Raw genomic sequence first — 23,214 nt, forward strand, 5'->3', positions numbered from 1 at the left:
GGACGACCCTATCGCCAAGCCGGCACAGGACCGCCCGGGGATCGCCGGGACACCGCACGGCCGCCCAAGCGTTCGCCGGAACACCGCACGGCCGCCCGAACGCTCGCCGGAACACCGCACGGCCGCCCGGACGCTCGCCGGGCGGCCGTGAGAGGTGGCCGTGAGAGGCGGCCGCGTGAAGCGGGCCGCGTGAAAGCGTCAGCCGCCGCCGTTCGCCTTGAACTCCGCCAGGAGCCGCTGGAACTCGGCGTCCGTGGTGGCGAACTTGGTGACGTTGCTCTTGGGGTCGGTGGCCACGAAGTAGAGCCAGCTCCCCTTCTCCGGGTTCAGCGCCGCCTCGATGGCGTCGTCACCCGGGTTGGTGATCGCGCCGGGCGGCAGGCCCAGATTCATGTACGTGTTGTACGGGTGCTTGGTCCGCGTCTCCGGGATGGTGGCGGTGGTGCGGAACTTGCCCAGCGCGTACATCACCGTGCTGTCCATCTGCAGCTTCATCGGCGGCTTGAGGTCGAGCCGGTTGTAGATGACACGGGCGATCTTCCCCATGTCCTCCTTCCGGCCGGCCTCGGCCTGCACGATGCTGGCGATGACGATGATCTCGTGCGGCGTGCGGTCCAGCGCCTTGGCGCCGCCTTCGAGGTCCAGCTGCTCGGCCGTCTGCTTGAACCGCTTGACCATCGCCGCCAGCATCTCCTTGGGCGTGGTCTTGGGCTGGAAGTCGTACGTGGCGGGGAAGGCGTACCCCTCGAGCCTGCCCTTGGCGTACGGCGGCAGGTCCAGGGCCTCGGCGTCCTTGGCCGCGGCGGCGAAGTCCTTGACCGGTTTGCCGGTCTTCGCGGCCAGCTCGGCGTACGTCTGCGACAGCCGCAGGCCTTCCTTGAGCCCCACCTTGGCGAGCAGCTGGTTCCCCGGGACGAGCAGCGCGACCGCGCTGGCGGCCGACATCTCCTTGCGCAGCTTGTACTCGCCGGGCTGCAGCTTGTCGCTCATGTTGGCGTTGGCGATCGCGTTGGTGAACGCCCTGGCGCTGGCGACGACCCCCTGCCGCTCCAGCTCCTGGGCCACCTCCGAGGCGCTCTGGCCCGGCTTGATCTCGATGACGACCTGGCCGGTGCCCTGACCGGTGTAGTCGTCGGGCACGAGCGCGTCGCTGAGCCACAGGTAGCCGAAGTAACCGCCGCCGCCGATGATGCCCGCCAGGACGACGAAGGCGAGCAGTGGCGCCATGAATCCGCCCCGGTTGCGACGCCGGCGCCGCCTGCGCCCGCCGCCGCGTTTACCGGAGCCCCGAGTGCGGCGCCGACTTGAGCCTTCGTCGTCCTCGGCGCCGAGCAAGGTGTTCAGATCGAGATCGTTCATAGGTGCGCTGGCCAATCTCCCGGTACCGCCCGCCGGGCGTCAAGCGGAACTGCCCAACCGGCTGGGGTCACCGAGCGAAACTGGGGGAGCCGCCGCGCGTGGCGCTGCCACGACAGGCGGAGATCACTCTGGGTAGCCATGCTAGAGGATGAAAAGAGGGCGCGTGCCCCACTTTGGGGCTTTTGCGCGGGGAGAGAGGGGGTCCCGTCGAACATCAGCTCGTCCCGAGGTTCTTGTTCAACTCTTCCCGGTATCTCACGAACTCGCTCTCTTTGTTGGTGAATTTGGTGATTCTATGCGCCGGATCCGTCGTCACAAACCAGTGCCAATCACCTTCTGCGGGGTTGAGGGCCGCCATCAGCGCCTTCTCTCCAGGATTGGCGATGGGGCCGGGCGGCAGTCCTTTGTGGCGATAGGTGTTGTAAGGAGAGTTCACCTTGGTATCGCTCTCCGTCACCTTCAGGGTCCTGCGGTTCTGCGCGTACAGCACGGTGCTGTCGATCTCCAGCGGCGTGCCCTTCGCCAGGCGGTTGTAGATCACTCTGGAGATCTTCGGGTAGTCCTCGTCGGTCCCGCCCTCGGCCTGGATCAGGCTGGCCACCGTGACGACCTGCAGCGGGGTCAGGTTCACCCGCGACGCCTGCTCCTCCAGGCCCACGTGCCGGGCCGCGACGGCGAAGCGCTCTGCCATGGCCGCCAGCACGTCCACGGCCGTGTCGCCGGGCTCGATCTCGTACGTGGCGGGGAACAGGAACCCCTCCAGCCCCTTGGCGTACGAGGGCAGCCCGACCAGGGCGTTGTCCACGTTCCGCAGCGCCTCGATCGGCAGGCCGGCCAGCTTGGCCACGCGGCTCAGCACCTCCCGCACCCGCATGCCCTCCGGCACCGTCACCCGCCGCACGATCCGTGAGGAGGGGGTGAGCAGCAGGTCGAGCGCCGCTCCCGCCGCCATGCCCTTGCGCAGCCGGTAGTGGCCGGGCCGCAGCCGGTCGCTCACGGCGCGGTCCTCCGTCACGTTCACGAACGACTGGACGCTGGCCACCACCCCGGCGTCGGCCAGCGCCGAGCCGATGGCCTGCGCGCTGGAGCCGGGCGCGATCCGCACGGTCACGGCGCCGCTGCCCGGCCCTTCGAAGTCGTCCGGGCTGAGGTACGGCTTGAGCACCGCGATCGCCCCACCGCCCAGGGCCAGCACCCCGGCGAGCAGGCCCAGCGAGAGCAGCCCGACCTTGCGCAGGGCCCGTTGCCGCCGCGCGGGCAGCGGGATGACGTCCGCCTCGGCATCCGCCGCCGCAGGCCGCTCCCCATCGACCTGCCGCTCACCGCCGACGGGCCACTCATCCCCAGCGGGTCGCTCACCGCCGGTCAGCCGGTCACCGCCGGACGGCCGCTCGTCGCCGGACGGCTGCTCGCCAGCGGTCGGCGACCCACCAACCGGCGAGTCACCGGCCCGCGAGCCACCGCTGGCAGAGCCACCGCTGGGCGAGTCACCACCACTCGGCGACCCACCGCTAAGCGAGCCACCGCTTACCGGCCGCTCATTGCCGGCCGACGGCTCGGTCTCGTCCTCCGCCGGCTCCCCGGACCGGAACGGGATCACATCGCCGATGTCGTCCTCGTCCTCGGGTGTCCCGTTCATGTGACCACCCCACCGGCGATGCCCCGGCACTCCTTCGCGGGCGCGCTCATGAGGCAGGTCCGTCGGCCGCTGGGGGCGGTTCGACGGGCCTGCCTGGTGGTCTCTCCGTGGCGCGCTCGGAGTCGAGCGCGTCCTGCAGCAGCACGACGGCCGCCGCCTGGTCGACGACGCCCCGCTGCTTCTTGGCGCGTACGCCGCTGGCCCGAAGGCCCTGCTGCGCCGTGACCGTGGTCAGCCGCTCGTCGAACAGTCGTACGGGCGTGGGCGCCAGCCGGGCCGCCAGCTTGACGGCGAACTCGCGCGCCAGCCCGGCCGCCGCTCCCTCACGCCCCGACAGCGACGTGGGCAACCCCACCACGACCTCGATCGCCTCGTGCTCGGCGACGATCGCGGCGATGCGGTTGAGGTCGCCCTTGCCCCGCCTGACAGTCTCGACCGGCGTGGCCAGCATCCCGGAAGGGTCGCTGCGGGCCACGCCGACACGTACGGAGCCGACGTCCACGCCGATCCGTGCACCGAACCTCATGTCAGCCGAGCTGCCCCGAAATCGCCTCTTCGACCAGGCGCAGCGCGTCGCCGATCGCCTCCGGTCGCGTGCCGCCGCCTTGTGCGACATCGTCCTTGCCGCCACCGCCACCCCCAAGAGCCTTGGCGGCGACGCCGACCAGCTGTCCGGCCTTGAGCCCCCGCTCGCGCCCCGCCTCGTTGACCGCGGCAACCACCACGGGCCGGTCGGAGGGGGCACCAGCGATCACGACGACCGCCGGCCGGTCGGCCGGGAACCTGCCACGCACATCAAGCGCGAGCTTACGCAGGTCATCGGCACCGGTTCCATCAGGCGCGCGGTGTGTCACGACGGAGACACCCTGCAGGTCACGCGCCTGCGACACCAGATCGCCGGCCACCTGGAGCACCTGGGCCGAGCGGACCTTCTCCAGCTCCTTCTCCGCCGTGCGCAGCCGGGTGACGATGCCCTCGATGCGCTCGGGCAGCTCCTCGCGGCGCGCCTTGAGCTGCTCGGTGAGCTGCGCGACCAGGACGCTCTCGCGCGCCAGGAAGCGGAAGGCGTCGATGCCGACGAGCGCCTCGACCCGGCGCACACCGGCGCCGACCGACTGCTCGCCCAGCACCTTGACCAGGCCGAGCTGGCCGGAGCTGTGGACGTGGGTGCCGCCGCAGAGCTCGCGCGAGTAGTCGCCGATCTCGACCACGCGGACCTCGTCGCCGTATTTCTCGCCGAACATCGCCAGCGCGCCCATCGCCCTGGCCTCCGCCTGCGAGGTGTAGAAGGCGTTGACCTTGAGGTCGTTGATGAGCACGGCGTTGACCTCGTCCTCGACGTCGCGCAGCACGCTCGGCGGCACCGCGCCCGCCGCGGTGAAGTCGAAGCGGAAGCGGCCGGGCGAGTTCTCCGAGCCGGCCTGCGCCGCCGTCTCGCCGAGCGCGTTCTTGAAGCCGCGGTGGACGAGGTGGGTGGCGCTGTGGCTGCGCGAGATCGCGCGGCGGCGCTCGATGTCGATCTCCGCCTGCGCCTCGTCGCCGACCTTGAGCTCACCGCTGCGGATCTTGCCGCGGTGCACGACGAGCCCCGTGAGGGGCGCCTGCACGTCGGTGATCTCGACCTCGGCGCCGCTGGTGCGGATCACGCCCTGGTCGGCGAGCTGGCCACCGCCCTCGGCGTAGAACGGGGTGCGCTGGAGCACGACCTCCACCGTGGTGCCCGCGCCCGCCGCCGGGACGGACACGCCGTCGACGAGGATGCCGACCACGCTGGTGTCGGCCTCGGTCTGGTCGTAGCCGAGGAACTCGACCCGGCCGCCCGCCTCCAGGAGCTGCCCGAACACGGAGATGTCGGCGTTGCCGGTCTTCTTCGCCGCCGCGTCGGCCTTGGCGGCCGCCCGCTGCTCCTTCATGAGGCGGCGGAAGCCCTCCTCGTCGACCTTGAGCCCGTGCTCGGCCGCCATCTCCAGCGTCAGGTCGATCGGGAAGCCGTAGGTGTCGTGCAGCTTGAACGCCTGGTCACCCGGGATCGTGGTGCCGGACTTGCGCTTGGTCTCCTCGACGGCCACGTCGAAGATCGCGGTGCCGGTGCGCAGCGTGCCCAGGAACGAGGCCTCCTCCGCGTCGATGACCCCGTGGATCTGCGGCGCGTCGGCCTTGAGCTGCTCGTACTGCTCGCCCATGACGTTGATCGCGACGTCGGTCAGCTCGTGCATGTAGCGCTCGTCGCCGGAGCCGAGCAGCCGCAGGTTGCGGATCGAGCGGCGCAGGATGCGGCGCAGCACGTAGCCGCGGCCCTCGTTGCCGGGCAGGACGCCGTCGGCGACCAGCATGGTGCCGGTGCGGACGTGGTCGGCGATGACGCGCAGGCTCACGTCGGAGCGGTGGTCACGGCCGTAGCGGGTCTTGGTGAGCTCGGCCGCCTTGTCGAGGATCTTGTACGTGGTGTCGATCTCGTAGATGTTGTCGACGCCCTGCAGGATCGCCGCCATGCGCTCCAGGCCCATGCCGGTGTCGATGTTCTTGCTCGGCAGCTCGCCCGAGATGTCGAAGTCGGTCTTGGAGCGGACCTGGCTCAGCTGGTACTGCATGAAGACGAGGTTCCACACCTCGAGGTAGCGGTCCTCGTCGGCGACCGGACCGCCCTCCTTGCCGTATTCGGCGCCGCGGTCGTAGTAGATCTCGGAGCAGGGGCCGCCGGGGCCCGGCACGCCCATGTGCCAGTAGTTGTCCTCGAGGTCGCGGCGCTGGATCCGGTGCTCGGGCAGGCCGACCTTGTTGCGCCAGATGTCGTAGGCCTCGTCGTCCTCGAGGTAGACCGTCGCCCACAGCTTGTCCTCGGGGAAGCCGAAGCCCCCGTCGGACTCGGACCTGGTCAGCAGCTCCCACGCGAAGGGGATCACTTCGGCCTTGAAGTAGTCGCCGAAGGAGAAGTTGCCCAGCATCTGGAAGAACGTCGCGTGCCGGGTGGTCTTGCCGACCTCTTCGATGTCGGGGGTGCGCACGCACTTCTGCGCGGTGGCCAGCCGTGACCCCGGAGGCCTGCGCTGCCCCAGGAAGTACGGCTTGAACGGCACCATACCCGCGTTGACCAGGAGAAGCGTCGGGTCCTCAGCGATCAGGCTGGCCGAGGGCACGACCTTGTGCCCACGCTCCTCGAAGAAGCGTAGGAAGCGGCGGGCGATCTCTGCCGACTCCATTTGTGGCCATCCTTTGCTGTTAGTCAGTCGTTGTCGTCTTCAGTTGTGTCTTCAGTTGTGTCTTCAGTTGTGTCTTCAGTTGTGTCTTCAGTTGTGTCTTCAGTTGTGTCTTCAGTTGTGTCTTCAGTTGTGTCTTCAGTTGTTGTCTTCAGTTGTTGTCGAGCCCGAAGCGTGCTCGCAACTCCGTTTCGCGCTCCGCGGCCTCGCCGAGGGCGTCGTGGGTAAAGTCTCTCACCCGCCGGACCATGCCCGCCGCGCCGTCGGCGGTCCTGCGGGCGATGTGGTCGGGGTGCAGCGCCTGCAGCCTGCGCATCACCCAGAAGGCGAGGAACGCGCCGAGCGACAGGTAGAACAGCCGTCTGATCATCGCGGACGCCCCTGCCGGACGCGCGGCCCCGGCCTGCTCGGCCGGCGGGCCTCGATGGCGCGGCGCACGCCGTGGCCGATGGCGGAGACCTTGATCAGCGGACCGGTGAAGATCGTCTGCGTCACCGCGCTCAGCTTGGCCGCGTGACCGCTGACCTGCTTGACGTCCTTGGCGATCGCCTCGACCGCGACCAGCTGCCGGTTGGTCTCGTTGACCGTGACGCTGACGTCGTCGAGCAGCGGCGCGAGGCGGTTGTTGAGGTCGGAGACCGCCTTGGTGGTCTCGGTGAGCAGCCTGGCGAGCTTGACGAGCACCATGACCATCACGCAGACCAGGACTATCCAGCCCGTGGCCGCGATCAGCCCGGCGACCTCTCCAGCGGTAAGCATCCGCGCATCTCCCTCGTACGCTGGGCCGGAACGGCAAGACCCTATCGCGTTCGAGTGACAACGTTAGTGCGGAAACCTCCCTCGATCAGGCAGCCACGTCGGCCCCCGGCGCTTCCGTGGCCGCCCGCATCAGGCCGCGCGCCGCTCTGATCTCGGGTGACACCAGCCGTTCCGGCAGCGCCATGGCCCCGGCGCGCAGCGCCCTGAGCGCCGCGTCGGCGGCGTATCCGGCCGCCCGGTAGCCGCGGCAGCCGTACATCTGCCTGGCCCACCCGGGCAGGGTCGCGAAGGCCAGCGCGCCGGCGGCGGGCAGCGAGCCGAGCGCGAGCGGCGGCGCGAGGAAGGCCAGCCGCAGCGACAGCTGGGGGCTCACGCTGCGGCGCAGCGCGTCGCGGGCCTCGACGGTGGCGGCCAGGTACGGGCGCATGCCGGTGAGGTAGTCGTCGAGCTCGGCCGTGTCGCAGGGGACGTCGCCGAGGCCGACGAGACGGGCGCTGCGCCGCTGCTCGGCCACGTACGCGTCCCGCTCCGCCGGGGTGAGCGGCACGCCGGAGCGCCCGGCCACCTCCAGGTGCGAGGACACCTCCACGCAGTGGGCCCAGCGCAGGTTCTCCTCCTCGTCCAGGCGGAACAGGGTGCCCGTGTCGGTGTCGAGACCGATGAGGCGGGCGTGCACGCGGCGGGCCCGCTCCCCGGCGTGCTCGGCCTGCTCGCGGGTGCCGAAGGTGCGTACGGCGACGAAGTCGAGCTGGCGCCGCAGCCGGGCGCGGGCCACCTCCGGGTCGTCGAGGAGGCAGTTCTGGGCGATGCCGCGGATGGTGCGGGGGTGCAGGGCCTGCAGCTGGAAGGCGCGTACGACGGCCGGCCAGCCGGGCGTCTCGGTGTGCACTCGCCAGGTGATCGACCGGGGCCCGAAAAGGCCGCCGCCGGGGGTAACAGTCGCCTTCACACGAAGGTGATTCCCCGAGATCGCGTGCTTAGTACAACTTTGCACGGTCCGGCGGCGAACGTTCTGCTGGGCCCCGCGGCTCAGTCGGGCACGCGGGCGTAGGCGCGCACCGGGACGCGTCCGACGCCCAGGAGGCGCGGGGGCGCGGCCGTGAACAGGGCGCCGGTCGGGGGCAGCCCCTCCAGGCCGGTCAGCCTCTCGACCACGGGGACGCCCGCGCCGAGCAGCGCCTCCCGCGCGGGACGCGCCTCATGCGCGCCGTCGTCGAGCAGGTCGGCGTCGGTGCCGACCAGCGCGGCGCCGCGCTCCACCAGCCAGGCGGCGGCCTCGGGGGCCAGGCAGTGGCCCTCGCGCACGCCGGTGTGCAGCAGGACGGCGTGGTCGCGTACGTCGAAGGGGGCCAGCGAGCCGACCCCGACGGGCCGCCGCTCGGCGCCCGCCACGCGTACGACCACGGCGGGCACGTCGACGGACCGCGCCAGCGGGACGGCGCCGAGGTCGCCGCGGGGCGCCTCGAAGTAGGTGCCTCCCTCGCGCGGGAGGTGGTTGAGCTCCACCAGCCTGCCCCGCTCCCGGGCGGCGCCGGCCGCCTCGCGGCCGCGGTCGGACGGCCCGCCCCTGGTGCCCTTGTGCGCCTCCGGGAAGATCCGCACGTTGGCCAGCTCGACGGTGTCGGTCATGAGCAGGCCCAGCGAGGCCACGAACAGCGCCGCGATCTCCGCTTCCGGGGTGTCGGGGCCGGGCAGGTCCACGCGGAACCCGTGCACGGTCAGATCGCCGCCGTTGCCGAAGGCGATGGCGGCGTCGAAGGAGGCCCGGTAGTCGGTCATGTCACGATCAACCTATCGCGACGATCAACGAGCTCCGGCTGTGGGGACCGGTCAGGATCCGCGCAGGAAGTCGCGGATCTTCGCCCACCGCTCGGCCACCGGCGCCTCCGCCCCGTGCCGCGTGGGCTCGTAGTAGCGCCGCTCGCGCACCTGCTCCGGCGCGTAGTCCTGGCGCACCAGCCCGTGGTCGAAGTCGTGCGGGTATTTGTAGCCGTCGCCGTGGCCGAGCTTGGCCGCCCCGGGGTAGTGGGCGTCGCGCAGGTGACCGGGCACCTGCCCGATCAGCCCCTTCCGCACGTCGCCGACGGCCGCCCCGATGGCCTTGACGACGGCGTTGGACTTGGGCGCCATGGCGCAGTGGATGACCGCGTGGGCCAGGTTGATCTGCCCCTCCGGCAGCCCGATGAGCTGCACCGCCTGCGCGGCGGCCACCGCGGTCTGCAGGCACGTCGGATCGGCCATGCCCACGTCCTCGGAGGCGAAGATGACGATGCGGCGGGCGATGAAGCGCGGGTCCTCGCCGGCCTCGATCATGCGGGCCAGGTAGTGGAGCGCGGCGTCGGCGTCGGATCCGCGCATCGACTTGATGAACGCGCTGATCACGTCGTAGTGCTGGTCGCCCTGCCGGTCATAGCGCACGGCGGCCTTGTCGACGGCCTTCTCCACCACCTCCACCGTGATGTCGTCGGCCAGCAGCGCCGCCGCCTCCAGGTAGGTCAGCGACCTGCGCGCGTCGCCGCCCGCCAGGCGTACGAGATGCTCCAGGGCCTGCGGGGCGAGCGTGTTGCGCCCGCCCAGGCCGCGCGGGTCGGACACGGCCCGCTCCAGCACCGTGCGCACGTCGTCGTCGGACAGCGACTCCAGCGTGAGCAGCAGCGAGCGCGACAGCAGCGGCGAGATGACCGAGAAGAACGGGTTTTCCGTGGTGGCGCCGATGAAGGTGACCCAGCGGTTCTCCACGGCGGGCAGCAGGGCGTCCTGCTGGGCCTTGTTGAAGCGGTGCACCTCGTCCACGAACAGCACCGTCTGGCGGCCCGTCATGCCCAGCTCGCGGCGGGCGGTGTCGATGGCCGCCCGCACGTCCTTGACCCCGGCCGACACGGCGGAGACCTCGACGAAGCGGCGCTTGGTGACGTTGGAGACCACGTAGGCCAGCGTGGTCTTGCCGGTGCCCGGCGGCCCCCACAGGAAGAGCGACATGGGAGCCTCGCTCTCGACCAGGCGCCGCAGCGGGGTGCCCGGGCCGAGGAGGTGCCGCTGGCCGATCACCTCGTCGAGCGAGCGCGGGCGCATGCGCACCGCGAGAGGCTGCGGGGTGGCCTCCTCAGCCGCCGAGTCGAACAGGCTGTCCACAACGAGAGATTACACGCTGAGCCGCCCTCGCCGGCCCACGTCCGGGGCTCACGACCACACGGCCCGCGCGCCCGAGTCCCCGGCCCGGAAGACGAAATAGCCGGCCACGGCCGCCAGCACCACGGTGAGCGCCGAGAGGATCATCGAGACGGGCCGGCCGAACCGGTCGCGGCCGACGGAGTCGCGGGAGGGGCGGGTGGCGTACACGAGCAGCAGGGCGGCCACGCCGAGCCCGAGCACCGACAGCAGCAGCGGGGTGGCGAAGCTCTGGTGGGTGGAGATGCGGGCCGCGATCTCGCCCTCCGCCGTGCCGAACCGGGCGGCCTTGAGGTTCTCGCCGCTCTGCCTGGCCGCGAAGACCGCCACGGGCGCGGCGAGCGAGAGCAGCACCACCGCCCATGCCACGTAGGTACGCAGGCGCGGGAGCAGCGCGTACGCGACGGCGACGGCGACGAGCAGCGGGGTCAGCACCACGGCGAAGTGGATGATCAGGGGATGGGCCGGCAAGCCCATGATCTCGTCGAACATGGCGGGCTCCTTAGTTCTCATTTCAACTACGAATGCCAGCACCATATGGTTCGCGACCTCAGCCGTCGCACATGCGGCTTTCGCCACTTACGTCCGTCACATATCGAGGGCCGGTAGCATGCGCGGAGTTGTTTGGTCATACCTTGGCAAAGACGAGAGGACATAGCGGTGAGCGGCGACGACCGCCAGAACGAAGAGGACCGCCAGGCAGAGCTGGCGCGGGAGCACAAGGAACGGCAGGCGAAGCGCGCGGCCGAGCAGAGCGCCAAGGCGAGGCGGAACACCTTCATCGGCGCGGCTGTGGCCGTCGTCGTGGTCGCCGGCGGCATCTTCGCCGCGACCACTCTGGTCGGCAACGACGGCGCCGGTACGGCCTCGGCCCAGAGCACGCCGTCCGCCTCCGCCTCGGCGTCCGCCTCCGCCTCGGCGCCCACGGAGCTGCCGACCACCACGCCGCCGAAGAAGGCGACGGACGTCTCGTGCACGTACAAGCGTGACGACTCGGTCCCGCACAAGTACGTGGGCCTGCCGGGCAAGAAGCCCAACATGAAGCTGTCAACGATGACCGTCAGCACCAACCACGGCGACATCGTCATCGAGGTGGACCCCAACGCCACCCCGTGCTCGGTCAACTCGATGGCCTTCCTGGCGAAGAAGGGCTTCTACGAGGGCAACAAGTGCCACCGCCTGGCCCTGCCCGAGACCTCCGGCCTGTTCCTGCTGCAGTGCGGCGACCCGCAGGCCAAGGCCGACGGCAAGAACCCCACGGACGGCCAGGGCAACGCCGGGTACGTCTTCCGGGACGAGGCCGTGGGCGCCATCCCCTACACCAGGGGCGTGGTCTTCCTGACGCAGCCGCTGGACGCGGCTGGGCAGAACAGCAGCCAGTTCGCCATCTCGCTCTCGGACGAGAACTCCCAGCTGGAGCCGCAGTACTCGGTCCTGGGCATGGTCAAGTCCGGCCTGGAGATCATCGAGAAGGTCGCCAAGGACGGCGTGATCGTCAACCCCGACGACATCACCGGCGACGGCGGCTCCACCGCGCCGAAGAACCCGATCATCATCAAGAAGGTCACCCTCAAGTAGGGGACCAACGCGAAGCGGCGGGCACCGGACGGTGCCAGCCGCTTTCGTCTGTGGCCTGGTGTCTACGCCTCGACCTTGGGCTTGGCGTCGACGCCCGCCTCCTTGCGCTGCTCGGCCGTGATCGGCGTGGGCGCGCCCGTGAGCGGGTCGAAGCCGGAGGCCGTCTTCGGGAACGCGATCACGTCACGGATCGAGTCGCCGCCGGACAGCAGCATGCAGATCCGGTCCCAGCCGTAGGCGATGCCGCCGTGCGGGGGCGGGCCGTACTTGAACGCCTCCAGCAGGAAGCCGAACTTGCTCTCCGCCTCCTCCTTGGAGATGCCCAGCACGTCGAACACGCGCTGCTGCATCTCGGCCCGGTGGATACGGATGGAGCCGCCGCCGATCTCCATGCCGTTGCAGACCATGTCGTACGCGTAGGCGAGCGCCTCGCCCGGGTAGTCCTGGAAGTTGTCGGCCCACTCCGGCTTCGGCCCGGTGAACGGGTGGTGCACGGCCGTCCAGCCGCCCTCACCGTCCTCCTCGAACATGGGCGCGTCGACGACCCACAGGAACGACCACTGCGACTCGTCGATCAGGTCGCAGCGCCGGCCGATCTCCAGCCGGGCCGCGCCCAGCAGGTCGCGGGAGGAGCTCCTGGCCCCGGCGGCGAAGAAGATCGCGTCGCCCGGCTCGGCCCCGACCTTGGCGGCCAGCCCGGACAGCTCCTCCTCCGACAGGTTCTTGGCGACCGGGCCGCCGAGCGTGCCGTCCTCCTGGACGAGCACGTAGGCCAGACCCTTGGCGCCGCGCGAGCGGGCCCACTCCTGCCAGCCGTCGAGCTCCTTGCGGGTCTGCGAGGCCCCGCCGGGCATGACGACCGCGCCCACGTAGTCGGCCTGGAAGACGCGGAAGGAGGTGTTGGCGAAGTAGCCGGTCATCTCGACCAGCTCCTGGCCGAAGCGCAGGTCCGGCTTGTCGGAGCCGAAGCGGGACATGGCGTCGGCGTACGTCATGCGCGGCAGCGGCGTCGCCAGCTCGTAGCCGACGATCTCCTTCCACAGCCGGCTGATCAGCTTCTCGCCGACCTCGATGACGTCCTCCTGGTCCACGAAGGACATCTCGACGTCGATCTGCGTGAACTCCGGCTGCCGGTCGGCCCGCAGGTCCTCGTCGCGGTAGCACTTGGCCAGCTGGTAGTAGCGCTCGAGCCCGGCCACCTGCAGGAGCTGCTTGAACAGCTGCGGCGACTGCGGCAGCGCGTACCAGTTGGCGGGCTGCAGGCGCACCGGCACCAGGAAGTCGCGCGCGCCCTCGGGCGTGGAGCGGGTCAGCGTGGGCGTCTCGACGTAGACGAAGCCGAGCTCGTGCATCACCTCGTTGGCCAGGTAGGTGGCCTTGGAGCGGGTGCGCATCGCGCTGGCCACCTGCTGGCGGCGGATGTCGAGGTAGCGGTATTTGAGCCGCGCCTCCTCCGACACCCCCACGTTGCCCTCGATCGGGAACGGCAGCGGCGCGGACTCGCTCAGCACCTCGACCCGCTCGGCCACCACTTCGATCGCGCCGGTGGGCAGGTCGGGGTTCTCGTTGCCCTCGGGGCGCACCCTGACCTGGCCGACGACCTGCACGCAGTATTCGGCGCGCAGGTCGTGGGCGTGGTCCTCCTCGCGGAAGACCACCTGCGCCGAGCCGGAGGCGTCACGCAGGTCGATGAAGACGACGCCGCCGTGGTCACGGCGGCGCGCCACCCATCCTGCGAGCGTCACCTGCTGCCCGGCGTGCTCCTCGCGGAGCGACCCGGCGGTATGCGTGCGGATCACTGCACTTTCCCTTCATGCGGATAGGAGGAGAAGGGCGGCGGCGATCCGGCACGCGCTGACCTGCGGATCACTGCATCTTTCCCTTCAAGACTTTGACGACCTGGACCAGCGGCACCTCGGTCTGCTCGGCGGTGACCAGGTCCTTCACCTGCACGGCCGCGGCCGCGAGGTCACGCTCGCCGAGGATCAGCGCGAAGCGGGCGCCGGAACGGTCGGCCCCCTTCATCGCGCCCTTGAGCCCCTTGCCGCCGAAGGCCATGTCGGCGGCGACACCGGCCGCGCGCAACTCGCTCAGAAGCCTGAACATCGCGCGCGCCGCCTCGTCGCCCAGCGCCACACCGTACACCTCGCAACGGGCCGGGACGTCGAGAGCGACGCCTTCCCGCTCCAGGGCGATGACGGTGCGGTCGAGGCCGAGGCCGAAGCCGATGCCGGGCAGGCGCGGCCCGCCGATGGCCTCGGAGAGCCCGTCGTAGCGGCCGCCGCCGCCGATGCCCGACTGCGCGCCGAGCAGCGGGTGGTCGAACTCGAACGTGGTGCGGGTGTAGTAGTCGAGCCCGCGCACCAGCCGGGGCGCGTCCTCCCACGGGATGTCCAGGTCGGCCAGGAGCTGCTTGACCCGGTCGTGGTAGGCCTGGCAGTCGGCGCAGAGGTGGTCGCCGATGAGGGGCGCCTCCTCGAGCTGCGCGCGGACCTCGGGACGCCGGTCGTCGAGCACCCGCAACGGATTGATCTCGATGCGCGCCCTGGTGGCCTCGTCGAGATCGAGCTTGCGCAGGAACTCCTGCAGCCGGGCCCGGTAGACCGGACGGCACTCCGAGCAGCCCAGCGAGTTGAGCAGCAGCCGCACCTGGGTGAGACCGAGCGAGGTGTACCACTGCCAGGCCAGCGCCACGGTCTCGGCGTCCACCGCCGGGTCCTCGCTGCCGATCGCCTCCAGGTCGAGCTGGTAGAACTGGCGGTAGCGGCCCTCCTGGGGCGCCTCGGCACGGAACACCGGCCCGTCGGTCCAGACCTTGACCGGGAGCTGGCCGCGGTGCAGGCCATATTCCAGGACCGCGCGCAGCACGCCCGCGGTGAACTCCGGGCGCAGCGTCAGCGACCTGCCGCCGCGGTCGGTGAAGGTGTACATCTCCTTGCTCACGACGTCGGTGGACTCACCGACCCCGCGCGCGAACAGCTGCGTGTCCTCGAAGACCGCGGTCTCCAGGTAGGCGTAGCCCGCACGCCTCGCCGTCTCCGCGAACGCCCCGCGGATCGCGTAGAACGTAGAAGCCTGCGGTGGAACGTATTCCTTGACGCCTTTGGGTGCTTGGAAAGTCATTAGATCCCTCGTGTGGGACCGGCGTGCGGCGCTGCTTCCTTCAGGTATGGATTCGTCGCGCGCTCGCGGCCGATCGTCGTCTGTGGTCCGTGGCCCGGCAGGACGACCGTATCGTCAGGCAGCGGCAGACACTTGGTAGCCAGGCTGCGCAGGATGGTCGTGTAGTCGCCACCGGGAAGGTCGGAGCGGCCGATGGAGCCGGCGAACAGCAGGTCGCCCGAGAACATGATCTCGTCACCGGGCAGCCGGAAGCTCACCGACCCCCTGGTATGGCCGGGAGTGTGGTCGACCACGAGCTCGAGGCCGGCGAGCTTCAGCACGGCGCCGTCGGACAGCTCGCGCACGTCGTCGGGCTCGCTCAGGGTGATCCCGCCGAACAGCGAGGCGCTCGTGTCGGACCAGCCGGCGGCCGGATCGCTCAGCAGGTGACGGTCGTCCGGGTGGATCCACGCGGGGACGTCACGCGCGCCGCAGACCGGGGCCACCGACCAGACGTGGTCGAGGTGGCCGTGGGTGAGCAGGACCGCGACGGGCTTGAGCCGGTGCTCGCGCAGCAGCTCGTCGACTCCCTCGGTCGCGTCCTGACCTGGATCGACGATCACGCACTCCTCGCCGGCGGCAGGCGCGACGACGTAACAATTGGTCTGGAAGGCCCCTGCGGGGAAGCCGGCGATGAGCATCTGCCTCAGGTGATCTCGTCGAAAAGCCAATGGGAATGTAACCGAAGGGTACCGGTGCGGGTCGCCGGGCTGCGAATCATTACCCGTTGGCCGATACGATTCGCCCACCTCAGTTGATTGACTATGGGAGGCAAAGCGGTGGCCACGGGGAAGGACCGGCAGAAGCAGCTGGCGCGCGAGCACTACGAGCGGCAGATGCAGCGCCGCATCGAGCGCGAGCAGAAGGCCAAGCGCACGGCGATCATCGGCTCCACCGTGGGCGTGGTGATCGTGGTCGGAGGCATCGTGGCCGCGGTCGCGCTGCTGGGGGGCAACGACCCGGGAACGGAGGCGGCGGCCTCGCCCTCGGCGACGCCCGCCGACACCGCGTCGGCATCGGCGTCGGCGTCGGCTCCGGCGGGGCCGAAGCCGTACAACGCGGCGACGGGCACCTGCGACTACGTCAAGGACGCCTCCGGGGGTCAGGTCAAGGACGTCGGCATGCCGCCGACGAAGGTGAAGACCAAGCCCGCCACGAAGACGATGACGTTCAAGACGAACCTGGGCGACATCGTGGTCGAGCTGAACAACGCCAAGGCGCCCTGCACGACGAACTCGCTGGAGTTCCTGGCGGGCAAGAAGTACTACGACGGCAGCAAGTGCCACCGGCTCGGCAGCGACAAGTTCCCGATGCTGCAGTGCGGCGACCCGGCCGCCAAGGCCGACGGCAAGAGCCAGGACGGCTCGGGCGGCCCCGGCTACGTGATGGCCGAGGAGAACCTCCAGGGCGCCCAGTACAAGCGCGGCGTGATGGCCATGGCCAAGACCCAGGCTCCGGGTAGCACGGGCAGCCAGTTCTTCCTCGTTTACGGGGACATCGGGCTCACCCCGGATTACACGCCGGTGGGTACGATCACCAAGGGGCTCGACATCCTGGACAAGGTGAACAAAGCAGGCGTCATCACCGACATGGGAGATGGGACTGGAGCACCAAAGCAAACCGTCGAAATCAAAGACGTGACAATCGCCGGCAAGAGCTGACGTAATACAAACTAGGGACGAAGTAGTCCCGAAGGGTCTGATGGATAGTGCGGGAGGACACGGTGAGCACCGACCCGTGGGGCCGGGTAGACGACGACGGCACCGTCTACGTGCGTACGGCTGAGGGAGAGCGGGCCGTCGGCTCCTGGCAGGCCGGTGAACCCGAAGAGGCACTGGCCTACTTCCATCGCAAGTACGACGAGCTGGCCGGTCAGGTGCAGCTGCTGGAGCAGCGCGTCAGGGGCACCGACCTGGCTCCGGCCCAGGCGGAGGCGAACATCGCCAAGCTGCGCGAGGCCGTCGCCGACGCCCACGCCATCGGGGACCTGGCCGCGCTGACGGCCCGGCTCGACGGCCTGACCGAGCTCGTCGCCCAGCGCCGCGAGGAGGTCAAGGCCGCTCGCGAGCACGCCAGGGCCGAGGCCAGGACGGTCAAGGAGCGCATCGTCGGCGAGGCCGAGCGCATCGCGGACGAGACGACCCACTGGAAGTCGGGTGGCGAGCGGCTGCGCCAGCTGGTCGAGGAGTGGAAGGCCGCCGACCGCATCGACCGGGTCACCGAGGCGGCGCTGTGGAAGCGGCTGTCGGCCGCGCGCACGGCGTTCGCCAAGCGGCGCAAGCAGTACTTCGCGGGGCTCGACGAGCAGCGCGAGGGCGTGCGGGCGGCCAAGGAGCGCATCGTCGCCGAGGCCGAGGCGATCGCCGACTCGACCGACTGGGGCGCGACCGCGGCGATCTACCGCGAGCTGATGCAGCAGTGGAAGAGCGCGGGGCGCGCCTCGCGCGAGGCCGAGGACGAGCTGTGGGCCCGCTTCAAGGGCGCCCAGGACCAGTTCTTCCAGGCCCGTTCGGCGGTCTTCGCCGAGCGTGACGCCTCGCTGGCCGCCAACGCGGAGGTCAAGGAGGTGCTGCTCGCCGAGGCCGAGAAGATCCTGCCGGTCACCGACGTACGCACGGCCAGGGCGGCCCTGCGGCACATCCTGGAGCGGTGGGAGGCCGCCGGCCCCGTGCCGCGCGAGCAGCGCGACCGGCTGGAGGGCGGGCTGCGCAAGGTCGACGAGGCCGTGCGCAAGGCCGAGGACGCGGAGTGGAAGCGCTCCAACCCCGAGGCCAGGGCCCGTGCCCAGAGCACGGTCGAGCAGCTGCGCACCTCGATCGAGCAGCTGGAGAAGCGGCTGTCCAAGGCGCAGGCCGCCGGGCGCGCCAAGGACGTCAAGGAGGCCGAGGAGGCCCTGACCGCCCGCCGTTCGTGGCTGGCGGAGGCCGAGCGCACGCTGACCGAGTTCAGCTAGTCCGGCGCGGGGCCGCCGCCAGGCCCCACGCCGGACCGTCGGGGCGACTCCGCCCGGCCGGCCCCATGCCGGGCCATCCGGGAGCGGTCGCCACCTTCCGGGAGCCGTCGCCGAATCGGGCGGCGAGCGACGGCGCCTGATCTAGGCTGTCCGGCATGGACCCCGTCGCCGCCGCGCGTGCCCTCGTCGAGTAGATGTTCCCCGGCGCCCTGTACGCCTTCGTCGGCGGCAGCGTGCTCACCGAACGCCGCACCGACACCTCCGACCTCGACATCGTGGTGGTGCTCGACGGTCTCGACCGCCCCTATCGCGAGACGCTGCGCTGGCACGGGTGGCCGGTCGAGCTGTTCGCGCACAGCGAGACCAGCCTGGCCGCCTACATCGAGCGCGGCTTCGAGCAGCGGCTGCCGATCCTCGCGCGCATCTGCTCCGAGGGCGCGGTGCTGGCCGACCGCACGGGCGGCCGGGCCAGCGACCTGCAGAGCGCGCTGGGCGAGCGCGTGTCGGCCGGTCCCGGCGGGCAGACGCCCGGCCAGGCCGACCGGGCGAGATACGTGCTGTCCGACCTGCTGGACGACCTGGCGGGCGCGTCGGATCCGGGTGAGCAGGCGTTCATCGGCTGGGAGGTCGTGCAGGCCGCCGCCAGGACGGCGCTGGGCCTGGGACGCAGGTGGCAGGGCAGCGGCAAGTGGCTGCTGCGCGAGCTGCGCGCGCACGATCCTGCCCTGGCCGATGAGCTGCTGACCGCCCACGACGACCCCGCCCGGCTGGCCGCGGTGGCCACGGAGGTGCTGGAACGGGCCGGAGGGCGCCTCTGGGAGGGTTACCGGAGCGAGGGGGATCCCTTCCACCAGATCCTGCGTCACGTCGCCTCAGGAGAGCTCTCGGGCGACACGGCGCAGAGCTCGGGCATGCGGCGGCTGGCCGCCGTCAGCGGCGCCACGACCGGGTCGGCGCGCCTGTGGATGGGCCAGACCCACGTCGCCCCCGCCACCCGCTCGTCGGACCACCACCACGGGGCCTCGGAGACGGCGATCTACGTGGTCAGCGGCACGCCGTCGTTCGTCTTCCTGGAGGAGGGCGAGGAGACCCGCATCGACGCGGGGCCCGGCGACTACGTGTTCGTGCCGCCGTACGTGCCGCACCGGGAGGAGAACCCGGACCCGTCGCGCGAGGCCGTCGTGGTGATCGCGCGCAGCACCCAGGAGGCCATCGTGGTCAACCTGCCCAGCCTGTCCGGCTAGACCCGCCTGCTGATCGCAGGGCGGGCCCGCGCCCGCCTGCCAGGCCCGAAGTGCGTCGGCTCGGAGAGCGCAGGTCGGGGGGGCCTCAGCCGCCGGCGCCGCTCACGCGGTAGACGTCGAAGACGCCCTGGATGCTGCGCACGGCCTTCAGCACGTGGCCCAGGTGCTTGGGATCGCCCATCTCGAAGGTGAACTTGCTGATCGCCACCCGGTCACGCGAGGTCGTGACCGAGGCGCTGAGGATGTTGACGTGCTGGTCGGACAGCGTGCGGGTGACGTCGGACAGCAGGCGCGGCCGGTCGAGCGCCTCGACCTGGATGGCCACCAGGAACACGCTGTCGTCGCTCGGCGACCAGCTCACCTCCACCAGGCGGTCCGGCTGCGCCTTGAGCTGCTGCACGTTGGTGCAGTCGGCCCGGTGCACCGAGACGCCGTGGCCCCGGGTGACGAAACCGACGATCTCGTCGCCGGGCACCGGGGTGCAGCACTTCGACAGGCGTACCCACACGTCGGCGTCGCCCGCCACGACCACGCCCGCGCCGCCACCCCCACGGGGACGGCCGCGCAGCCGGGTGGGCAGCGAGGTCTCGGCGATGTCCTCCTCGGCGCTGTCGACCCCGCCGATCGAGGCCACCAGCTTCTGCACCACGGACTGGGCCGCGATGTGCCCCTCGCCCACGGCCGCGTAGAGCGCGGAGACGTCGGGGTAGCGCAGGTCGCGGGCCAGCGCCAGCAGCGCCTCGCCGGACATCAGCCGCTGCAGCGGCAGGCCCTGCTTGCGCATGGCCCGCCCGATGGCCTCCTTGCCCGCCTCGATCGCGGTCTCGCGGCGCTCCTTGGAGAACCACTGACGGATCTTGTTGCGGGCACGGCCCGACTTGACGAACTTCAGCCAGTCGCGCGACGGCCCGGCGTCCGGCGACTTGGAGGTGAAGATCTCGACCGTGTCGCCGTTGCCGAGCCGCGACTCCAGCGGCACCAGCCGCCCGTTGACCCGCGCGCCGATGCAGCGGTGGCCCACCTCGGTGTGCACCGCGTAGGCGAAGTCGACCGGCGTGGCCCCCTCGGGCAGGGCGATGACCTGGCCCTTCGGGGTGAACACGTAGACCTCGGAGACCGACAGGTCGAACCGCAGCGACTCCAGGAACTCGCCCGGGTCGGAGGTCTCCTTCTGCCAGTCGAGGAGCTGGCGCAGCCAGGCCATGTCGCTGCCCGGCTTGACCTTGCCCGTGGGGCCGGGGGCGCCGACCTCCTCTTTGTACTTCCAGTGCGCGGCCACGCCGTATTCGGCCCTGTGGTGCATCGCGTGGGTGCGGATCTGCAGCTCCACCGGCTTGCCCTCGGGACCGATCACCGTGGTGTGCAGCGACTGGTACATGTTGAACTTGGGCATCGCTATGTAGTCTTTGAACCGCCCGGGCACCGGGTTCCACCGGGCGTGGATGGTGCCGAGCGCGGCATAGCAGTCGCGCACGCTGTCGACCAGCACGCGGATGCCCACGAGGTCGTAGATGTCGTCGAACGCGACGTCCCTGGCGATCATCTTCTGGTAGACCGAGTAGTAGTGCTTCGGCCGGCCCTTGACCACCGCGCGGATCTTCGCCTCGCGCAGGTCGCCGGAGACCTTCTCGATGACCTCCTGCAGGAACAGGTCGCGGCGCGGCGCCCGCTCCGACACCATGCGCGCGATCTCGTCGTAGCGCTTGGGGTAGAGCATGGCGAAGGCGAGGTCTTCCAGCTCCCACTTGATCGTGTTCATGCCCAGGCGGTGGGCCAGCGGGGCGAAGATCTCCAGCGTCTCGCGCGACTTCTGGTGGCGCTTGTGCTCCGGCAGGTAGCGCATGGTGCGCATGTTGTGCAGGCGGTCGGCCAGCTTGATGATCAGCACGCGGATGTCGCGCGACATGGCGACGACCATCTTGCGGACCGTCTCGGCCTGCGCGGCGTCGCCGAACTTGACCTTGTCCAGCTTGGTGACGCCGTCGACCAGTGACCCGATCGTGTCGCCGAAGTCGCCGCGCAGCTCGTCGAGGCTGTAGGCGGTGTCCTCCACCGTGTCGTGCAGCAGGGCCGCGCAGAGGGTCTCGTCGTCGGTGCCCAGCTCGGCCAGGATCGTCGCCACGGCCAGCGGATGGGTGATGTACGGGTCGCCGGACTTCCGCTTCTGGTCACGGTGGTGATAGGCGGCGACGTCGTAGGCACGCTCGATCACCCGCAGGTCGGCCTTGGGATGGGTGGCGCGCACCGTCCGGAACAACGGCTCCAGCACCGGATTCATGGCCCCACCCCCAAACCGCCTTCGACGCACCGCTGGAACGCCGGGCGCCTCGGCGTTGCCAGAGTCGGTCACGTCGGGCGCGACCACATCACGGGGCACACAGACTCCTCACGCAGTGGCTCCTCACGTTCGAGTCCAGATCCCCCCAGTGTATCCAGGTGGCAAACCTGGCCTGCCGTGGGCCGGACTCAGACGATCACGAGGGAGTGCAGCTCCACACCCCGCAGTCGCTCACGCCCGTTGAGGAAAGCCAGTTCCATCAGCACGGCGATGCCGACGACCTCGGCTCCGGCCCTCTCCACCAGGTCAACGGTGGCCCTCGCGGTGCCTCCCGTGGCCAGCACGTCGTCGACGATCAGAACCCGGTCGCCGGGCGCGAAGGCGTCACGGTGGACCTCGATGGTGGCGGAGCCGTACTCCAGATCGTAGGACTCTTCCAGGGTCGCGGCGGGCAGTTTCCCCTTCTTGCGCACGGGCACGAACCCGGCGGCCGCCCGGTAGGCCACCGGCGCGGCGAGGATGAACCCGCGCGCCTCGATCCCCACGATCTTGTCCACCTGGTGGAGGTCGGCCAGCGCGTCCACCACGGCCGCCATCGCGACCGGGTCGGCCAGGAGCGGGGTGATGTCCTTGAACATGACTCCCGGCTTGGGATAGTCGGGCACGTCCCTGATCCGGTCCAGGATCGTCGTGCTCAGCTCGGTCATGGCTTTCCTCGCATCTCTCCACCGGCCCTCTGCCGGGCTCCATGATGGTGCATCGCGCGCCCGCTCCGTACGGGAGGCTCTCAGACGCCCGCTGGGCGCCGCACATCGCCGGGGCGGACACGGACGACGCCCCCGCCCCGGTGAGGGGCGAGGGCGTCGTACGGAGCCCGCGGGCGGCTATCCCTTGGCTACGGCCGCGCTTTTGGAACCCTTCGATCCCTTGCCGCCTCCCGTGGAGGCCAGCCTCCTGGCGATGGCCTGGTATTTCGGCTCGCGCTCCTTCAGCGTCACCAGCAGCGGCGTGGCGACGCACAGCGACGAGTACGTGCCGACGATCATGCCGACGAACAGCGCCAGCGACAGGTCCTTCAGCGTGCCGGCGCCGAGCAGCGTGGTGCCGATGAACAGGATCGCCGCCACCGGCAGGATGGCGACCAGCGAGGTGTTCAGCGACCGGATCAGCGTGTGGTTGAGCGCATTGTTGGCCGCCATCGAGTAGGTCTGCTTCGACGTGTGGCCGAGCTTGGCCGTGACCTCCTTGATCATGTCGAACACCACGACCGCGTCGTAGAGCGAATAACCGAGGATGGTCAGGAAGCCCAGCAGCGTCGCGGGCGTGACCTCGAAGCCCGACCAGGCGTAGATGCCGGCCGTGATGACGAGGTCGTGGATGAGCGCGACGATGGCGGCCAGCGCCATCTTCGGCTCGAACGCCATCGACAGGTACAGGATGATCGCCAGCATGAACACGCCCAGGCCGATCCAGGCCTTCTGGGAGACCTCACCGCCCCAGGACGCGCCGATCGACTGGATGTCCACCTGGTTCGTCGGGACGCTGTAGTCCTTGGAGATGGCGGACTGCACCTCGTTCATGGTGCCTTCCGAGAGCGTCTCGGTCGTGACCCGCCAGCGGTCGCCGGCGGTCTGCACGATCGGCTGGTGCACGCCCTCTTCCTGGAAGGTCTCCCGGACCTGCTCGATGCTGGCGCTCGGCGCCTTGAACGAGAAGACCGATCCGCCCCTGAACTCGACACCCAGGTTGAGCCCGTTGATCAGCAGGCCGGCCAGCGAGACGACGAGCAGCAGGCCGGACAGGCTGTACCAGAGCCTCCACTTGCCGACGAAGTCGACGTCGATCTCGCCGCGATAGAGGCGACGCCCCAGTCCCAT

General features: G+C 70.4%; 20 protein-coding genes. 4 read left to right on the forward strand and 16 right to left on the reverse strand.

The window, feature by feature from the left end; genetic code table 11:
• Positions 1 to 198: 198 nt before the first annotated feature.
• From mltG (ACTWPW_RS23945) to ACTWPW_RS23990, 10 genes are all read right to left on the reverse strand, one after another.
• Complete coding sequence (gene mltG / locus ACTWPW_RS23945) at positions 199 to 1,227, reverse strand: endolytic transglycosylase MltG (protein ID WP_375110144.1); 1,029 nt, start codon at positions 1,225 to 1,227, stop codon at positions 199 to 201.
• Positions 1,228 to 1,573: 346 nt separating this feature from the next.
• Positions 1,574 to 2,998: an endolytic transglycosylase MltG gene (gene mltG / locus ACTWPW_RS23950; RefSeq protein WP_443169954.1), complete on the reverse strand. Its 1,425-nt coding sequence runs from the start codon at positions 2,996 to 2,998 to the stop codon at positions 1,574 to 1,576.
• Between the two features lie 46 nt (positions 2,999 to 3,044).
• A complete protein-coding gene (gene ruvX, locus ACTWPW_RS23955) occupies positions 3,045 to 3,524 on the reverse strand; it encodes a Holliday junction resolvase RuvX (RefSeq protein ID WP_375110142.1) in 480 nt (159 codons plus the stop codon).
• Between the two features lies 1 nt (position 3,525).
• Positions 3,526 to 6,198 carry an alanine--tRNA ligase gene (alaS, locus tag ACTWPW_RS23960; RefSeq protein ID WP_443169955.1) on the reverse strand — a complete coding sequence of 891 codons (2,673 nt, stop codon included), beginning with the start codon at positions 6,196 to 6,198 and terminating at the stop codon, positions 3,526 to 3,528.
• A gap of 148 nt (positions 6,199 to 6,346) precedes the next feature.
• Positions 6,347 to 6,565 carry a hypothetical protein gene (locus tag ACTWPW_RS23965; RefSeq protein ID WP_443169956.1) on the reverse strand — a complete coding sequence of 73 codons (219 nt, stop codon included), beginning with the start codon at positions 6,563 to 6,565 and terminating at the stop codon, positions 6,347 to 6,349.
• The gene (locus ACTWPW_RS23970) at positions 6,562 to 6,954 is read right to left on the reverse strand and encodes a DUF948 domain-containing protein (RefSeq protein ID WP_375110139.1); all 393 of its coding nucleotides are present in this window, start codon (positions 6,952 to 6,954) and stop codon (positions 6,562 to 6,564) included. Before ACTWPW_RS23970 ends, ACTWPW_RS23965 begins: the two co-directional genes overlap by 4 nt.
• 85 nt (positions 6,955 to 7,039) lie before the next feature.
• Complete coding sequence (locus tag ACTWPW_RS23975; protein ID WP_375110138.1) at positions 7,040 to 7,903, reverse strand: oxygenase MpaB family protein; 864 nt, start codon at positions 7,901 to 7,903, stop codon at positions 7,040 to 7,042.
• Between the two features lie 80 nt (positions 7,904 to 7,983).
• Entirely contained in the window at positions 7,984 to 8,733 is a 750-nt protein-coding gene (locus ACTWPW_RS23980; protein WP_375110137.1) for a cyclase family protein, read from the reverse strand.
• A 51-nt stretch (positions 8,734 to 8,784) separates the two neighbouring features.
• On the reverse strand, positions 8,785 to 10,086 hold the full coding sequence (locus tag ACTWPW_RS23985; RefSeq protein WP_364116560.1) for a replication-associated recombination protein A: 1,302 nt from the start codon (positions 10,084 to 10,086) through the stop codon (positions 8,785 to 8,787).
• A gap of 48 nt (positions 10,087 to 10,134) precedes the next feature.
• Positions 10,135 to 10,614 (reverse strand): DUF2231 domain-containing protein, encoded by a 480-nt coding sequence (locus ACTWPW_RS23990; RefSeq protein ID WP_364116558.1) that lies wholly within the window; start codon positions 10,612 to 10,614, stop codon positions 10,135 to 10,137.
• A gap of 168 nt (positions 10,615 to 10,782) precedes the next feature.
• Between ACTWPW_RS23990 and ACTWPW_RS23995 the strand changes: the two genes are divergently transcribed.
• Entirely contained in the window at positions 10,783 to 11,700 is a 918-nt protein-coding gene (locus ACTWPW_RS23995; protein ID WP_443169957.1) for a peptidylprolyl isomerase, read from the forward strand.
• Between the two features lie 62 nt (positions 11,701 to 11,762).
• Here ACTWPW_RS23995 and aspS read toward each other — a convergent pair whose 3' ends face one another.
• From aspS to ACTWPW_RS24010, 3 genes are all read right to left on the reverse strand, one after another.
• Positions 11,763 to 13,499, reverse strand: coding sequence for an aspartate--tRNA ligase (aspS, locus tag ACTWPW_RS24000; RefSeq protein ID WP_443169958.1), 1,737 nt, complete (start codon positions 13,497 to 13,499; stop codon positions 11,763 to 11,765).
• A gap of 67 nt (positions 13,500 to 13,566) precedes the next feature.
• On the reverse strand, positions 13,567 to 14,823 hold the full coding sequence (gene hisS / locus ACTWPW_RS24005; protein WP_375110134.1) for a histidine--tRNA ligase: 1,257 nt from the start codon (positions 14,821 to 14,823) through the stop codon (positions 13,567 to 13,569).
• Positions 14,823 to 15,503 carry an MBL fold metallo-hydrolase gene (locus ACTWPW_RS24010; protein ID WP_364116551.1) on the reverse strand — a complete coding sequence of 227 codons (681 nt, stop codon included), beginning with the start codon at positions 15,501 to 15,503 and terminating at the stop codon, positions 14,823 to 14,825. Before ACTWPW_RS24010 ends, hisS begins: the two co-directional genes overlap by 1 nt.
• A 138-nt stretch (positions 15,504 to 15,641) precedes the next feature.
• Here ACTWPW_RS24010 and ACTWPW_RS24015 point away from each other — a divergent pair, with 138 nt between their 5' ends.
• From ACTWPW_RS24015 to ACTWPW_RS24025, 3 genes are all read left to right on the forward strand, one after another.
• A complete protein-coding gene (locus ACTWPW_RS24015) occupies positions 15,642 to 16,523 on the forward strand; it encodes a peptidylprolyl isomerase (RefSeq protein WP_443169959.1) in 882 nt (293 codons plus the stop codon).
• A gap of 62 nt (positions 16,524 to 16,585) precedes the next feature.
• Positions 16,586 to 17,815, forward strand: a complete 1,230-nt coding sequence (locus ACTWPW_RS24020) for a DUF349 domain-containing protein (protein ID WP_375110132.1) — start codon at positions 16,586 to 16,588, stop codon at positions 17,813 to 17,815.
• A 194-nt stretch (positions 17,816 to 18,009) separates the two neighbouring features.
• Positions 18,010 to 19,059: a cupin domain-containing protein gene (locus ACTWPW_RS24025; RefSeq protein ID WP_443169960.1), complete on the forward strand. Its 1,050-nt coding sequence runs from the start codon at positions 18,010 to 18,012 to the stop codon at positions 19,057 to 19,059.
• An 85-nt stretch (positions 19,060 to 19,144) separates the two neighbouring features.
• Here the strand turns inward: ACTWPW_RS24025 and ACTWPW_RS24030 are convergent, their stop codons facing one another.
• From ACTWPW_RS24030 to secF, 3 genes are all read right to left on the reverse strand, one after another.
• Positions 19,145 to 21,337, reverse strand: coding sequence for a RelA/SpoT family protein (locus ACTWPW_RS24030; RefSeq protein ID WP_364116543.1), 2,193 nt, complete (start codon positions 21,335 to 21,337; stop codon positions 19,145 to 19,147).
• Between the two features lie 188 nt (positions 21,338 to 21,525).
• Complete coding sequence (locus ACTWPW_RS24035) at positions 21,526 to 22,044, reverse strand: adenine phosphoribosyltransferase (RefSeq protein WP_364116542.1); 519 nt, start codon at positions 22,042 to 22,044, stop codon at positions 21,526 to 21,528.
• A 177-nt stretch (positions 22,045 to 22,221) separates the two neighbouring features.
• The gene (gene secF / locus ACTWPW_RS24040) at positions 22,222 to 23,214 is read right to left on the reverse strand and encodes a protein translocase subunit SecF (RefSeq protein WP_364116540.1); all 993 of its coding nucleotides are present in this window, start codon (positions 23,212 to 23,214) and stop codon (positions 22,222 to 22,224) included.

The sequence above is a fragment of the Nonomuraea sp. KM90 genome (assembly GCF_052246675.1).
In the GTDB taxonomy this organism is placed as follows: Bacteria; Actinomycetota; Actinomycetes; order Streptosporangiales; family Streptosporangiaceae; genus Nonomuraea.